This window comes from Sphingomonas degradans (assembly GCF_053502645.1).
On the sequence record NZ_CP177172.1, the window covers coordinates 2,034,135 to 2,048,288 of the forward strand.

General features: G+C 66.7%; 13 protein-coding genes. 4 read left to right on the top strand and 9 right to left on the bottom strand.

The window, feature by feature from the left end; all coding sequences use genetic code 11:
- Window positions 1-6: 6 nt before the first annotated feature.
- The 7 genes from ACG3SL_RS09045 to ACG3SL_RS09075 form a co-directional block, all read right to left on the bottom strand.
- Complete coding sequence (locus tag ACG3SL_RS09045; protein WP_448664801.1) at window positions 7-1,998, bottom strand: ATP-binding protein; 1,992 nt, start codon at window positions 1,996-1,998, stop codon at window positions 7-9.
- Window positions 1,999-2,128: 130 nt separating this feature from the next.
- The gene (bioB, locus tag ACG3SL_RS09050; protein WP_448664802.1) at window positions 2,129-3,136 is read right to left on the bottom strand and encodes a biotin synthase BioB; all 1,008 of its coding nucleotides are present in this window, start codon (window positions 3,134-3,136) and stop codon (window positions 2,129-2,131) included.
- Window positions 3,133-4,062 (bottom strand): heme-dependent oxidative N-demethylase family protein, encoded by a 930-nt coding sequence (locus ACG3SL_RS09055; protein ID WP_448664803.1) that lies wholly within the window; start codon window positions 4,060-4,062, stop codon window positions 3,133-3,135. Before ACG3SL_RS09055 ends, bioB begins: the two co-directional genes overlap by 4 nt.
- Window positions 4,059-6,215, bottom strand: coding sequence for a methylmalonyl-CoA mutase (gene scpA, locus ACG3SL_RS09060; RefSeq protein WP_448664804.1), 2,157 nt, complete (start codon window positions 6,213-6,215; stop codon window positions 4,059-4,061). Before scpA ends, ACG3SL_RS09055 begins: the two co-directional genes overlap by 4 nt.
- Window positions 6,216-6,302: 87 nt before the next feature.
- The gene (mce, locus tag ACG3SL_RS09065) at window positions 6,303-6,722 is read right to left on the bottom strand and encodes a methylmalonyl-CoA epimerase (RefSeq protein ID WP_448664805.1); all 420 of its coding nucleotides are present in this window, start codon (window positions 6,720-6,722) and stop codon (window positions 6,303-6,305) included.
- Window positions 6,719-7,225, bottom strand: coding sequence for a hypothetical protein (locus ACG3SL_RS09070; RefSeq protein WP_448664806.1), 507 nt, complete (start codon window positions 7,223-7,225; stop codon window positions 6,719-6,721). The genes mce and ACG3SL_RS09070 overlap by 4 nt, the downstream gene beginning before the upstream one ends.
- A 40-nt stretch (window positions 7,226-7,265) precedes the next feature.
- Window positions 7,266-8,792: an acyl-CoA carboxylase subunit beta gene (locus ACG3SL_RS09075; RefSeq protein WP_448664807.1), complete on the bottom strand. Its 1,527-nt coding sequence runs from the start codon at window positions 8,790-8,792 to the stop codon at window positions 7,266-7,268.
- Between the two features lie 99 nt (window positions 8,793-8,891).
- On the opposite strand from ACG3SL_RS09075, the gene ACG3SL_RS09080 reads away from it, so the two are divergent.
- Both ACG3SL_RS09080 and ACG3SL_RS09085 read left to right on the top strand, forming a co-directional pair.
- The gene (locus tag ACG3SL_RS09080) at window positions 8,892-10,292 is read left to right on the top strand and encodes a helix-turn-helix domain-containing protein (RefSeq protein ID WP_448664808.1); all 1,401 of its coding nucleotides are present in this window, start codon (window positions 8,892-8,894) and stop codon (window positions 10,290-10,292) included.
- 74 nt (window positions 10,293-10,366) lie between these two features.
- Entirely contained in the window at window positions 10,367-11,128 is a 762-nt protein-coding gene (locus tag ACG3SL_RS09085; protein WP_448664809.1) for a class II aldolase/adducin family protein, read from the top strand.
- A gap of 159 nt (window positions 11,129-11,287) precedes the next feature.
- Here the strand turns inward: ACG3SL_RS09085 and ACG3SL_RS09090 are convergent, their stop codons facing one another.
- Both ACG3SL_RS09090 and ACG3SL_RS09095 read right to left on the bottom strand, forming a co-directional pair.
- Complete coding sequence (locus tag ACG3SL_RS09090) at window positions 11,288-11,533, bottom strand: hypothetical protein (RefSeq protein ID WP_448664810.1); 246 nt, start codon at window positions 11,531-11,533, stop codon at window positions 11,288-11,290.
- Window positions 11,534-11,613: 80 nt separating this feature from the next.
- A complete protein-coding gene (locus ACG3SL_RS09095; RefSeq protein WP_448664811.1) occupies window positions 11,614-12,414 on the bottom strand; it encodes a DODA-type extradiol aromatic ring-opening family dioxygenase in 801 nt (266 codons plus the stop codon).
- 77 nt (window positions 12,415-12,491) lie between these two features.
- On the opposite strand from ACG3SL_RS09095, the gene ACG3SL_RS09100 reads away from it, so the two are divergent.
- Window positions 12,492-12,998 (top strand): (2Fe-2S)-binding protein, encoded by a 507-nt coding sequence (locus ACG3SL_RS09100; protein ID WP_448664812.1) that lies wholly within the window; start codon window positions 12,492-12,494, stop codon window positions 12,996-12,998.
- Between the two features lie 116 nt (window positions 12,999-13,114).
- Window positions 13,115-14,080, top strand: a complete 966-nt coding sequence (locus ACG3SL_RS09105; RefSeq protein WP_448664813.1) for an RcnB family protein — start codon at window positions 13,115-13,117, stop codon at window positions 14,078-14,080.
- Window positions 14,081-14,154 lie beyond the last annotated feature (74 nt).

Sequence of the window (14,154 nt, forward strand, 5' to 3'; positions counted from 1 at the left end):
CTGAAATCACTCGAACTCCAGGATCGCCGCATCCACCGCCAGGCTGTCGCCCGCCGCAAAGTGCGCGGCCTTGACCACCCCTGCCCGCTCGGCGCGCAGGATGTTCTCCATTTTCATCGCCTCGACCACTGCCAGCGGCTGGCCCGCCTGCACCGCATCGCCCGGTGCCACGTGCAGCCGGGTGAGCAGCCCGGGCATCGGCGCGAGCAGGAACCGGCTCATGTCGGGGGGGATCTTCTCGATCATGTGGTGGCGATACTGCGCGACGTGCGGCGGCAGCACTTCCACCAGATGCGCGGCGCCATGTGCGGTCAGCTTCCACGCCGTCCCCTTGCGCGCGACGCCGACGCTGAGCGGCGCGCCGTCGATCTGCGCCGTCAGGATCAGATTGTCCGCGCCCCATTCGCCGTCGATCTCGATCGCCTCGCCATCGACCGTCACGGTCTCGCCGACGTCGACGTCGAACCGCGCGCCGTCGATCAGGACCACGCGCCGCCCGCTCACTGCAACCGCATCGCCCAGCTGGCCGGAAATCCCGGCCGCGCGCTCCGCCCGCTCGACATCGATCACCGCCGCCACGACCGCCAGCTTGCGGCGCAGCGCATCCGACGCCGGCGCACCGTGGAAGCCCTCTGGATATTCCTCCGCGATGAACCCGGTGGTGATCGCGCCCGAGCGGAAGCGCGGATGCTGCATGATCGCCGACAGGAAATCGATATTGTGGCCGATGCCGTCGATCCGGAACTGGTCGAGCGCCTGCACCTGCAGGTCCGCCGCTTCGTCGCGGGTCGGGGCCCAGGTGACCAGCTTGGCGATCATCGGATCGTAGAACATGCTGATCTCGGAGCCCTCGGTCACGCCGTCGTCGACGCGGACATAGCCCTGCCCCGCCTTCTCCGCCGCCGGCGGGCGATAGCGCACCAGCCGCCCGGTGCTCGGCAGGAAGCCGCGATACGGGTCCTCGGCATAGACGCGGTTCTCGATCGCCCAGCCGTCGATCTTCACATCCTCCTGCCCGAACGCCAGCGTCTCGCCGGCCGCGACGCGGATCATCTGCTCGACCAGATCGAGCCCGGTAATCGCCTCGGTCACCGGATGCTCCACCTGGAGGCGGGTGTTCATTTCGAGGAAGTAGAAGCCCTGCCCGGTTTTGTCGGCGCCCGAGACGATCAGCTCAACCGTGCCTGCGCTGTAATAGCCGACCGCCCGCGCCAGCGCGACCGCCTGCTCGCCCATCGCCTTGCGCATCGCCGGCGTGACGAAGGGCGACGGCGCTTCCTCGACCACCTTCTGATGACGCCGCTGGATCGAGCATTCGCGCTCGTTGAGGTAGACGATGTTGCCGTGCTGATCGCCCAGCACCTGGATCTCGATGTGGCGCGGGCTCTCGATGAACTTCTCGATGAACACGCGGTCGTCGCCGAAGCTCGCTAGCCCCTCGCGCTTGGTCGCCTCAAAGCCTTCGCGGACGTCCTGCTCGCTATAGGCCAGCCGCATCCCCTTGCCGCCGCCGCCGGCCGAAGCCTTCATCATCACCGGATAGCCGATCTCGCTGGCGATGCGGACGGCGTGCTCGGTGTCCTCGATCTCACCGACGAAACCGGGGACGACGTTCACGCCTGCCTGCTTGGCCAGCTTCTTCGACTCGATCTTGTCGCCCATCGCCGCGATCGCGACCGGCGGCGGGCCGACGAACGCGATTCCGGCCTCAGCGCACGCCTTGGCAAAGCTCTCGCGTTCGGAGAGGAAGCCATAGCCCGGATGGATCGCATCGGCACCGGTTTCCTTGGCGGCGAGCAGGATCAGCTCGGCCTTGAGATAGCTCTCGCTCGCCGGCGCCGGCCCCAGCCGCACCGCCTCGTCCGCCATCAGCACATGCGGCGCGCGGGCATCGGCGTCCGAATATACCGCGACCGTGGCAATGCCCATCTTCTTGGCCGTGCGCATCACCCGGCACGCGATTTCGCCACGGTTGGCGACGAGGATTTTCTTGAACATCAGGCCCCTCTCGGTTCTTACTTTTCGTCACCCCGGCCTTGCGCCGGGGCCCCGCTTCTCACGCGGGCAAGGCAGCGGGATCCCGGCGCAAGGCCGGGAAGACGAAGGAATGAGGCCCAGTCCTCTTTCACTATTCGGCCGCCACCAATTCGGCGTGCTGCGCAACCGCCATCGGCTCCACCCCCAACCGCGCGAACAGCGCCGCGTCCTTGTCATCACCGGCATTGCCCGTGGTCAGCAACTTGTCGCCGGTGAAGATCGAGTTCGCCCCGGCCAGAAAGCACAGTGCCTGCGTCTCGTCGCTCATGCTCTCGCGGCCGGCCGACAGGCGGACCATCGACAGCGGCATCAGGATGCGCGCAACCGCCACGGTGCGGACGAATTCGATCTGGTCGATCTTCGCCAGCGGCGTATCGGCCAGCATGTCGCCCAGCACGGTGCCCTTTACCGGAACCAGCGCATTGATCGGCACGCTTTCGGGATGCTCCATCGTCGCCAGCGCGTGGAGGAAGCCGACACGGTCCTCGCGCTTCTCGCCCATGCCGATGATGCCGCCCGAACAGACGTTGATCCCCGCGCCGCGCACATTCTCCAGCGTCTCGATCCGGTCCTCGAAGCTGCGCGTCGTGATGACGTTGGCGTAATTCTCAGGGCTCGTGTCGATATTGTGGTTGTAGTAATCGAGACCCGCCTCGGCGAGCATCGCCGCCTGCTTCTCCGACAACATGCCCAGCGTCATGCAGGTTTCCAGCCCCATCTGGCGCACGCCCTGTACCATCTCGACGATGGCGGGCATGTCCTTGTCCTTGGGACTGCGCCACGCGGCGCCCATGCAGAAGCGCGACGAGCCATTGTCCTTGGCCTGCGCCGCTGCCTGGAGCACGGCGCGGACGTCCATCATCTTGGTCGCCTTCAGCCCGGTCTCGGCATGCGCGGACTGGTTGCAGTAGCCGCAATCCTCGACACAGCCGCCGGTCTTGATCGACAGCAGCGTGGAAAGCTGGACCTGGTTGCGCGGGTGGTGGGCGCGATGAACCGATGCGGCCTCATAGACAACGTCGAGGAACGGCAGATCAAACAGCGCAGCGATCTCTTCGCGGGTCCAGTCGGTACGCACGGGGGTGGATTCGAGGGTCAAGCAATCAACTCCGGAGTTCGGTTACGCCGCTCGGCATAGCGAGTGAGCGCGTCGGCGTAAAAGGGCGCGGCGCGGCGTTCGTGCTCGCCGCCGCCAATCCCCGCGACGGACTGGGCAACGCGCGCGACGGCGCCGGTGCTCAGGCGATCGAGCGGCTCTACATGGATGCCGATGGTGAACAGCACGGCTCCGCTAAGCGGCAGCCGGCGCAGCGTCTGGCGCTCGCACCGGACGAACAGCGCCGCGCCGGCATTCTCCGCCGTCACATGTGCGAAACGGGTTTCGGGCGCGTCCTGCGGCAGATAGCGCCACGCATCGCTCGCCACGACGAACCAGTTGGTGCGGCCGAAGATTGGGCCGTGCTGGAGCGTGGCGAAGAAATGGTCGACTCCCGCGGCGAGCTGCTCGGCATAGCCGTGGATCGGCGCGTGAACGGGCGTGAGCGCAAGCCCGAGCTTTTCCGCGAGGTGCCAGTCGGTGGGAAAGGCAAGCGCAGCGGCAGTTAGGCGGTATTGCCCGGATGTGTCGGCCGTGAGGATGCACAGGTCCTCCCACACGCTTGCGGCGGCGGTGCGGAGAACCTCTGCAGCCTTTGCTCCCCTCCCGCTTGCGGGAGGGGTCGGGGGAGGGACTGACGTGTAAGAAGCGCTGGAAGGTTCCAGCCCCTCCCCTGGCCCCTCCCGCAAGCGGGAGGGGAACGCAGACGACCAGCCATCCAGCATCTCTGCGACTTCCTGAACCGCCGCTTCCGCCTCGGGCAGCACCTGCACACATCCCGGCACATCCGCAAACACCGCCGCCCGTGCCGCCAGGTCCGCCCCCGGCGTCAGCCACTCCGCCTCGGGCACCCGCACCAGCCCCATGCGCAGCGCTCCCCCGCCCCGCGCACGCGGCACCAGCGCATCGACGGAGAAGCCCAGAGTCACGCGGCCTCTTCGTCCATCGGCGGCATGTTGTGCCCCAGCAGGCGGAGCACTTCCTCCGCCGCCTTGACCAGGTTCGTGCCCGGACCAAAGATCGCCTGCACGCCCGCTTCGCGCAGGAACTCGTAATCCTGCGCCGGGATCACGCCGCCGGCGATCACCTTGATATCGGCGCGACCCGCTTCCTTCAAAGCGGCGATCAGTTGGGGGATCAGCGTCTTGTGCCCCGCCGCCAGGCTGGAGGCGCCGACCACGTCGACATCCTTCTCCAGCGCCAGCGCCGCCGCTTCCGAAGGGGTCTGGAACAGCGGGCCCGGCACGACTTCGAACCCCAGATCGCCGAACGCGGACGAGACGAGGTTCGCGCCGCGATCATGCCCGTCCTGCCCCATCTTGGCGACCAACATGCGCGGCTTGCGGCCCAGCCGGCGCTCGGTCGCGGCAACGCCGTCCTTCAATCGTGCCCAGCGCTGGTCGAAGGCATAGGCCCCGCCATAGACGCCCTGCACCGGCGTCGGCTGGGTGCCATAGCGCCCGAACCCTGCCTCCATCGCCGCGCTGATTTCGCCCAGCGTGGCGCGGGCGCGGGCCGCGACGACCGCGAGCGCGAGAAGGTTGGCCTCTGCCCCACTCCCGGACGGGGATAACGCCGCCGCCCGCAGCGCCTCCAGCGCAGCCTGGCACGCCGCTTCGTCGCGGGTCGCCTTCACGCGCTGGATACGGGCGATCTGCGCCTCACGCACGGCCACGTTGTCGACATCGAGGATGTCGATCGGGTCCTCGCCATCCTTGCGGTATTTGTTGACGCCGACGATCACCTGCTCACCGCGATCGACCCGCGCGGCCTGCGCGGCGGCGGCTTCCTCGATCATCGCCTTGGGCCAGCCGGCGGCGACCGCCTTGGCCATGCCGCCATCGGCCTCGACCTTTTCGATGATCGCCCAGGCCTTGTCGACCAGCTCCTGCGTCAGCGCCTCGACATAATAGCTGCCGCCCAGGGGATCGACCACCTTGGTCATCCCCGTTTCTTCCTGGATCACGATCTGGGTATTGCGCGCGATCCGGGCGGAGAAATCGGTGGGCAGCGCGATGGCTTCGTCGAGCGCATTGGTGTGCAGGCTCTGCGTGCCGCCCAGCATCGCGGCCATCGCCTCGATCGTGGTGCGCATGACGTTGTTATACGGGTCCTGCTCGGTCAGCGAGACTCCGCTGGTCTGGCAATGCGTGCGCAGCATCTTGCTGCGTTCGTCCCTGGCGCCCAGCTGCGTCATCACCCGGTGCCACAGCACGCGAGCCGCGCGCAGCTTGGCGATCTCCATGAAGAAGTTCATGCCGATCGCGAAGAAGAAGCTCAGCCGCCCGGCAAACTTGTCGATGTCCAGCCCCGATGCGACGCCGTATTTCACATATTCCATGCCGTCGGCGATGGTGAAGGCCAGTTCCTGCACCTGCGTCGCCCCGGCTTCCTGCATGTGATAGCCGGAAATCGATATGCTGTTGAACTTCGGCATGTGCGCCGAGGTATAGGCGAAGATATCCGAGATGATCCGCATGCTCGGTTCGGGCGGGTAGATATAGGTGTTGCGGACCATGAACTCCTTGAGGATGTCGTTCTGGATGGTCCCGTCGAGCAGGCTCTGGTCGACGCCCTGCTCCTCGCCCGCGACGATGAAGAACGCCAGGATCGGGATGACCGCACCGTTCATCGTCATGCTGACGCTCATCTGATCGAGCGGAATCCCGTCGAACAGGATCTTCATGTCCTCGACACTGTCGATCGCCACGCCGGCCTTGCCGACATCACCCGTCACGCGCGGATGATCGCTGTCATAGCCGCGATGCGTGGCGAGATCGAAGGCGACCGACAGCCCCTTCTGCCCGGCGGCAAGGTTGCGGCGGTAGAAGGCGTTGGATTCCTCGGCGGTGGAAAATCCCGCATATTGCCGGATCGTCCAGGGCCGCCCGGCGTACATCGACGCGCGCACCCCGCGCGTGAACGGCGCGAAGCCCGGCAGGCCGGGGTCGATGCCCGCCACGTCCTCGGCGGTGTAGAGCGGCTTGACCGCAATCCCCTCCGGCGTGTGCCAGGTGAGGTCCTTGCCCTTCACTTCCTTGGCGGCAGCGGCGGACCATTGGTCGAGGGTGGGTTTGGTCATGCCGCGTGCTCCTGCGAACGCAGGAGCCCAGGGCTGCAAGCGCACCGCCCATGGCTCTGGACTCCCGCTTTCGCGGGAGCACGGGTGTCAGTGCTGCTCACGCGGCGTCTCCATGATCTCGGTAAGCACCCCGCCCATGTGCTTGGGGTGGACGAAGAAGATCGGCGTCCCATGCGCCCCGATGCGCGGCTCGCCGAGCACCTTGGCACCCTTCGCCTCAAACCACGCCTTGGCCTCGTGGATGTCGGGCACTTCGTAACAGAGGTGATGCTGCCCCCCCGCCGGATTCCTCGCGAGGAAACCATGGATCGGCGACGCCTCGCCCAGCGGCTCGATCAGTTCGATCTGCGCGTTCGGGGTATCCACGAAGCAAACGCGCACGCCCTGCGCGGGCAGGTCAAAGGGTTCGCGGATCACCTCCGCGCCGAGGACGTCACGGTACAGCGCGATCGATGCTTCGATAGAAGGCGTGGCGATCCCCACATGGTTGAGACGACCGAGTTTCATTTCGGTGTCGCAGTCGCAGGGGGCATCGCATAGGGGAGCCCGCACGCCGCATAAACCTTGCGGAAAAGCGCGTCGCTACCGGGGCCCGCAAAGGTACCCTCGATCATCACTTCCCCTTCGGGCACGCCAACGCGCACCGTCTTGGCCTTGGCGATCTGATCAACGAGCAGGAACACCTCAACGGGCTCGCCATTATAGGCACCCGCCCCGGGAAACTGCCATTGGCTCATCTCGGCCTGCGCCTCGTTATAGGTGACGCTTACGGTTCGCGAGTCCCCCGCCGGAATCTGCGGTTTAGGTATGAACTGCACCGACACGATGGGCTTGGCAGCGGTATCGCACCGTACGACCAACCGCGCATTTCCATCGGCGGTGCGGATCGAGGCGCTGGCGTTCTTGGGCTGCGCGGGGTCCGTGCTTTCCTTGAACGTCCACACGGGCGCAACCTGCGCGGGAGCAGCTTGGCTGGCCAGCAGCGCGAGAGCAAGAGTCAGAACCGGCATGGCAATCCTCGGATAGCGTCGGCAACCGCAGCAGCGCCGTTCACAGCGGAATGTTGTCGTGCTTCTTCCACGGGTTCTCAAGCTGCTTGTTCCGCAACTTGCGCAAGCCCAGCGCAACCCGCCGCCGCGTCGAATGCGGCTGGATCACTTCGTCCACGAACCCCTTGCTCGCCGCGACGAACGGGTTGGCGAAGCGGGCCTCATACTCGGCGGTGCGCTCGGCGATTTCCTCCGGCGTCTTGCCCCGGAAGATGATCTCCACCGCGCCCTTTGCGCCCATCACCGCGATCTCGGCGGTCGGCCAGGCATAGTTCAAATCGCCGCGCAGGTGCTTCGACGCCATCACGTCGTACGCGCCGCCATAGGCTTTCCGGGTAATCACCGTAATCTTGGGCACCGTCGCCTCGGCATAGGCGAACAGCAGCTTGGCGCCGTGCTTGATAATGCCCGAATGCTCCTGCCCCACGCCCGGCAGGAAGCCCGGCACGTCGACAAAAGTGACGATCGGGATCTCGAACGCATCGCAGAATCGGACGAACCGCGCCGCCTTTTTCGACGCGTTGATGTCGAGGCACCCGGCCAGCACCATGGGCTGGTTCGCCACCACGCCGACCGTGCGCCCCTCGATCCGGCCGAAGCCGATCAGGATGTTGCCGGCATGGGCGGGCTGCAGTTCGAAGAACTCGCCTTCGTCCAGCGTCTTCCGCAGCAGTTCGTGCATGTCGTACGGCTGGTTCGCGCTCGGCGGGATCAGCGTGTCGAGGCTGGGCTCCAGCCGGTCCCACGGATCGTCGCACGGACGCTCGGGCACGCCCTCGCGGTTCGAGGCCGGCAGGAAGTCCACGAAGTCGCGGGCCGCGAGCAGCGCCTCGATATCGTTGTCGAAGGCCACATCAGCGACCCCCGACTTCGTGGTATGCGTCACCGCGCCGCCCAGTTCCTCTTGCGTGACGATCTCGTTCGTCACGGTCTTCACTACATCTGGGCCGGTAACGAACATGTACGACGAGTCCTTCACCATGAAGATGAAGTCCGTCATTGCGGGGCTGTACACCGCACCGCCGGCGCAGGGCCCCATGATCAGGCTGAGCTGCGGCACTACGCCCGAGGCGAGCACATTGCGCTGGAACACCTCGGCATAGCCGCCGAGCGAGGCGACGCCCTCCTGGATGCGCGCGCCGCCGCTGTCGTTGAGCCCGATCACCGGCGCACCGACCTTGAGCGCCATGTCCATGATCTTGCAGATCTTCTGCGCGTGGCGCTCCGAAAGCGATCCGCCGAACACGGTGAAGTCCTGGCTGAACACGAACACCAGCCGGCCGTTGATCGTGCCGCTGCCGGTGACCACGCCGTCGCCCGGCACCACCTGATCCTGCATCCCGAAATCGGTGCAGTTGTGCTCGACGAACATGTCGAGCTCCTCGAACGATCCCTGATCGAGCAGGACCTCCAACCGTTCTCGTGCGGTCAGCTTGCCCTTGGCGTGCTGCGCGTCGATTCGCTTCTGTCCCCCGCCCAGTCGGGCGGCGGCGCGGCGGCGCTCCAGTTCGTCGATCGTCGATGACATCCGTCTCTCCTGGAAATGGCCCATGCACAGGGCCCGTTCGTGCTTGCAAATGCAATATTGCAAAGTTGCTTCCATCGTATTTGCATATATAGTCCCGCCATGCCCGCACCCCGCCGCCGCCTGTTCGAGGGATTTCGCCTGCGCGACCTGCGCCGCCGCCTTGCACTCAGCCAGGCGGCGATGGCCGCGCGGCTGGGCATTTCGGTTCCCTATCTGTCGCAGATTGAGAATAACGATCGCCCGATCACCGACGCGGTGCTGGTCGCCCTCGCCCGCGAATTCCCGCTCGAGGCGACCGCAATCGGCGCCGAGGCGGAGACCGCATCGCTGCTCCGCACGATCGACGCCGCCACCGATTCGAGCGTCCCCGCAGGTCGGCTGGACGAAGCCGACATCCGACGCGGGATGGAGCAACAGCCGCTGCTCGCCCGGCGCATGGTCGCGCTGCACGAGGCGTGGCGCCGCAGCCAGGAACAGCTGCGCGTGCTCGACGACCGGTTCGACAGCGGCGGCACCGATGCCGCCCCCCTGCCCTGGGAGGAAGTACGCGACTGGTTCCAGGCGGAAGGCAATTACATCGACGCCATCGATCGCTCGGCAGAGGCGCTGGCCGACGCGCTGGACGAGGGCGCACGCGGGCTGGAGGAGCGGCTGCGCCTGTGGCACGGCGTCCGCATCGCCGATACCGATGGCGACGGCAGCCAGCTGAGCCGTTTCGACGGGCCCAGCCGCACACTGTCGCTCAATCGCGGCCTTCCGCCCGAAAGCCGTGCGTTCCTGCTCGCGCACCGGCTGGTCCGCTATGAATTCGCCAACGAGATGCGGCTGGTGATCGACGGCGCCGGGCTGGCGAGCCCGGCCGCGCGCGAATTGCTAAGCGTCGGCCTCGCCAATTACGCGGCGGGCGCGCTGCTGATGCCCTATACGCGCTTCCGATTGGCCGCGCGCGAGGTGCGGCACGACATTGACCGCCTGCGCCAGCGGTTCGAGGTCAGCTTTGAACAATCGTGCCACCGCCTCTCGACGCTGCAACGCCCCGGCGCGGCGGGGCTGCCCTTCTTCTTCTGCCGAGTCGACATGGCGGGCAACATCACCAAGCGGCACTCCGCCACCCGGCTCCAGTTCGCGGCGCTGGGCGGCGCCTGCCCGCTGTGGATCGTCCACGAAGCCGTGGCGATCCCCGACCGCATCCTGGTCCAGCTCGCCGAAATGCCCGACGGGACGCGCTATGTCTCGATGGCGAAGGGGCTGGTCAAACCCTCGGGCAGCTATGCCCGCCCGCCGCGCCGCTATGCCGTGGCGCTCGGGTGCGAAGAGGCCCATGCCGCCGATTTCGTCTATGCCGACGATGTGAAGCTGGGCGGGGCTGCGGTGCCGATCGGTGCCTCGTGCCGCATCTGCCCGCGCGCCGATTGCGACCAGCGCGCCTTCCCCCCCGCCGGATCGGTGATCGAGATCGATACGGACCATCGCCGCGTCGTGCCCTACGGCTTTCGCTAGGCCCCTGCCCGGAGTTGCCCGCGTGGCGCCTTCATGGCATACCCGATCCACGAAAAATACTCTGGAGAGGGTTCATGGCCACCGCGATCGCAAGCCGCCCCGGTGTAACCGAAGCCGAATGGGAAGCGCGGCAACAGCTTGCCGCCTGCTACCGCGTGTTCGACATGCTCGGCTGGTCCGAGATGATCTACAACCACATCACGGTGAAGGTGCCGGACGAAGAAGGCGCATTCCTCATCAACCCGTTCGGCCTGCATTTCAGCGAAGTTAAGGCCTCCAACCTCGTCAAGATCGACATCGACGGCAACAAACTGGACGACTCGCCCTATCCGGTGAACCGCGCCGGCTTCGTCCAGCACGCGCTGTTCCATCGCCATCTGCCGGACGCGCACTGCATCATGCACAGCCACACGACGGCGGGCATGGCGGTCAGCTCGGTCGAGGGCGGGCTGCGGCCGACCAATTTCTACGCCTGCAATTTCGCGGGGCAGATCGCCTACCATGATTTCGAAGGCGTGACCGTGCGCGACGAAGAGGGCGAGCGGTTGCTGCGCAATCTGGGCGACAAGCGCGTGATGCTGCTGCGCAATCACGGCATCCTGGTGATGGGCCGCACGCTGCCGGAGGCGTTCATCAAGCACTGGTCGCTGCAACGCGCCTGCGAGATCCAGGTGGCGACCGCGTCGATGGGCACTCCGTTGCTGGTCGATGACGCGGTAGTCGCGGTGCACCAGCGCGACCTGCATATGGCGCAGGTGCCTGGCGGCATGGGGGCGGCAGACTTCGCGGCGATGGTCCGGCTGGTCGATCGCACCGACCGAAGCTGGCGCGACTGAGCGCGGACCCGAGGCGGCAGCCGCGCGTTATCCCTGTACTTGCAGGAGAAACGCGATGATCGACCCCGAACAGGAGCCCGGCACTGTGGCTGACGACAGCGAAACGCTGGAACAGGCGCAGGAAGAGGCTGCCAAGGAACGCGAAGAAGAAGGCGGGTATCAGTGAGCCGAGGTCGCTCCCGGCGCTCCGGCGTCGGGTGTGGCTGCACTGGCTGAAAGCGCGGCCGCTATGCTCGCCGCCGTCTCGTCGACGACCGCCTCATGGACACGATCGAACCCGACCACGCCGACCTGATCGCCCGCCATATCGATCGTGGAGACCGCGCGGGCGTTCGCCATGTTGACCAGCACCTTGCGACCGTTGATCGCCTGGAGCTGGAGGAAATAGGAACTGTTCGTCGCCATCTGCGCAGACTCCGCACGCGGCATCGGACCGCACACGGACCATGGCACGCCTGCCGGCGGCGGAAACCTCCGATAAATCCCTAGCCGAAACGATACCCGCTGACGGTCCAGCCCAACACGTGTCCGCTATAGTCGCACGTTGCGGGATCGCCGCCGCCTGCCCCCAGCGCGACCATCAGCGGCAGCAGATGCTCCTCGCGCGGATGGGCAAAGGGGCCGTGCGGCAGGCTGCGCCAGTCGGCGACGCGCGCGGCGCGGCGGGCCGGATCGGGATCGGTCACTGCCGCCGTCAGCCCGGCATCCCACGCATCGGCGATCGGCGTCACCTGCGGCCCGAAAGCGCGCATGTTGTGGAAGCTCATGCCCGATCCGACGATCAGCACGCCCTCGTCGCGCAAAGGCGCCAGTGCCTGGCCGATCGCGATATGCGCCGCCGGATCGAGGTCGCGGCGCAGCGACATCTGCGCCAGCGGAATGTCGGCATCGGGCACCGCCACCATCATCGGGATGAACACGCCATGGTCCCATCCGCGTGCCCGCTCGACGCCGACCGGATGCCCCGCCGCCTCCAGCAGCGCCTTTGCCCGCATCGCGACATCGGGCGCCCCGGGCGCGTCCCAGCGCAGGCGATAGGTGTGCTCGGGGAAGCCGCTATAATCGAACAGCAGCGGATGGCCGTCGCCGACATGCACGGTCACGTCGCGCTCCTCCCAATGGCCCGAGACCATCAGGATCGCGCGCGGCCGCTCGGGCAGGTCGCGGATCAGGCCTGCCAGATAGTCCTGCATCGGCTGCCACATCGGGTCGGGCGGGCCGCCCTGGGGGTCCATGAAGAAACAGGGGCCGCCGCCATGCGGCAGGTACAGCGTGGGAAGGGTCATGCCCGGAATGTCGCCCGCCCTGTGGCGGGGCGCAATGCCGGTTTCGGAAACGCTGCGTTTGCCGCTACACCGCCACCATGACTCGCTTCACCGTCAACAACCAGCCGGTCGCGTACAAGATGGACCCGCGCACGCCACTGCTCTGGGCGCTGCGCGACGCATCGAACCTGACCGGCACCAAATATGGCTGCGGCACCGGCGATTGCGGCGCGTGCACCGTCGATGTCGACGGCACCGCGCGGCTGGCCTGCCAGGAGACGATCGGCGCGCTGGAGGGCACGTTCGTCACCACGATCGAGGGCCTGTCGAAGGATCGCAGCCACCCGGTGCAACAGGCGCTGATCGCGGCAAATGTGCCCCAATGCGGCTATTGCATCCCCGGCATCGTCATGGCCGCGTCGGTGCTGTTGCGGACAAACCGCAACCCGTCCGAAGAAGAGATCAAGGAAGCGATTCCCAATATCTGCCGCTGCGGCATCTACCCACGGCTGTTGGGCGCAATCACCGATGCGGCGCGGATCGCGCGGGGCGATGCCGCGTTGAACACGCCAAGTGACGCCGAAGTCGGCGACCCGCCGGAGTGACCAAAGCTTTCAGTCTGCTTTCACCGCAATTCAGCAACCGCTCATCGGCGCGGGGATAAACACTGTCCTACCTCGAAAACCCGGTCCCTCCCGTGCCGGGCCAGCGGAGACAAACGATGAAGAAGACCCTGCTCGCGGCAATCATCGCCGCAACGGCTCTGGTCCCGCCGGCACTGGCGCAGGACCGTGGCGGTCGCTGGGGCGGTGGCAACCGTCCGGACAGCGGCGCCTCCAACCAGCAACCGGCGCCGGCAGCGCGCGAAAATCGCGGCGGCTGGCGTCAGGACGGCAATCGCGGACCGCAGCCACAGCGCCAGTGGAATGGTGGCGATCGCGGCCCCCGTCCGGATCGCGGCCAGTTCCAGCAGCAACAGCCTCCCCAGGCACAGGCACCGCAACCGCCGCGCCAGTGGAACGGCGGCGACCGCCCGGATCGTGGCCAGTGGAATGGCGGCCCGAACCGTCCCGATCGCAGCCAGTGGAACGGCGGCCCCAACCGTCCCGATCGCGGCCAGTGGAATGGCGGACCCAACCGTCCCGATCGCGGCCAGTGGAATGGCGGACCCAACCGCCCCGACCGCAACCAGTGGAATGGTGGCCCCAACCGCCCCGACCGCAACCAGTGGAATGGTGGCCCCAACCGCCCCGACCGCAACCAGTGGAATAACGATCGCCGCTTCGATCGAGGCAATCCCGGCTGGAACGGGCGTGACAATCGCGGGTGGAACGATCGCAACAACTTCCGCAGCTGGAACGATCGCAATGGCGGGCGCTGGAACAACAGCTGGCGCAACGATCGCCGCTATGACTGGCGCGGCTATCGCACGTCGAACCGCAGCCTGTACCGCCTGCCGCGCTATTATGCGCCCAGCGGCTGGGGCTATGGCTATCGGCGTTTCTCGATCGGCTTCACGCTCAGCCCGTTGCTGTTCTCGCAGCAATATTGGATCAACGACCCGTTCTACTATCGCCTTCCCGAAGTCGATGGGCCCTATCGCTGGGTGCGCTATTACAACGACGCGCTGCTGGTCGACATCTACACGGGCGAAGTAGTCGACACGATCTACGACATCTTCTGGTAAGGGCGCCCGCTCCCTTGCCTGAACGCGGGGGCTCGGCGGAAACGCCGGGCCCCCGTCGTTTGCGGTCGTCGTTT

What these genes read in the sequence shown, in the direction of transcription:
- ACG3SL_RS09070 (WP_448664806.1), bottom strand. Translation starts at nt 7,225, where the DNA reads ATGCCGGTTCTGACTCTTGCTCTCGCGCTGCTGGCCAGCCAAGCTGCT.
- mce (WP_448664805.1), bottom strand. Translation starts at nt 6,722, where the DNA reads ATGAAACTCGGTCGTCTCAACCATGTGGGGATCGCCACGCCTTCTATC.
- ACG3SL_RS09095 (WP_448664811.1), bottom strand. Translation starts at nt 12,414, where the DNA reads ATGACCCTTCCCACGCTGTACCTGCCGCATGGCGGCGGCCCCTGTTTC.
- ACG3SL_RS09100 (WP_448664812.1), top strand. Translation starts at nt 12,492, where the DNA reads ATGACTCGCTTCACCGTCAACAACCAGCCGGTCGCGTACAAGATGGAC.
- ACG3SL_RS09075 (WP_448664807.1), bottom strand. Translation starts at nt 8,792, where the DNA reads ATGTCATCGACGATCGACGAACTGGAGCGCCGCCGCGCCGCCGCCCGA.
- ACG3SL_RS09105 (WP_448664813.1), top strand. Translation starts at nt 13,115, where the DNA reads ATGAAGAAGACCCTGCTCGCGGCAATCATCGCCGCAACGGCTCTGGTC.
- scpA (WP_448664804.1), bottom strand. Translation starts at nt 6,215, where the DNA reads ATGACCAAACCCACCCTCGACCAATGGTCCGCCGCTGCCGCCAAGGAA.
- ACG3SL_RS09090 (WP_448664810.1), bottom strand. Translation starts at nt 11,533, where the DNA reads ATGGCGACGAACAGTTCCTATTTCCTCCAGCTCCAGGCGATCAACGGT.
- ACG3SL_RS09045 (WP_448664801.1), bottom strand. Translation starts at nt 1,998, where the DNA reads ATGTTCAAGAAAATCCTCGTCGCCAACCGTGGCGAAATCGCGTGCCGG.
- ACG3SL_RS09085 (WP_448664809.1), top strand. Translation starts at nt 10,367, where the DNA reads ATGGCCACCGCGATCGCAAGCCGCCCCGGTGTAACCGAAGCCGAATGG.
- ACG3SL_RS09080 (WP_448664808.1), top strand. Translation starts at nt 8,892, where the DNA reads ATGCCCGCACCCCGCCGCCGCCTGTTCGAGGGATTTCGCCTGCGCGAC.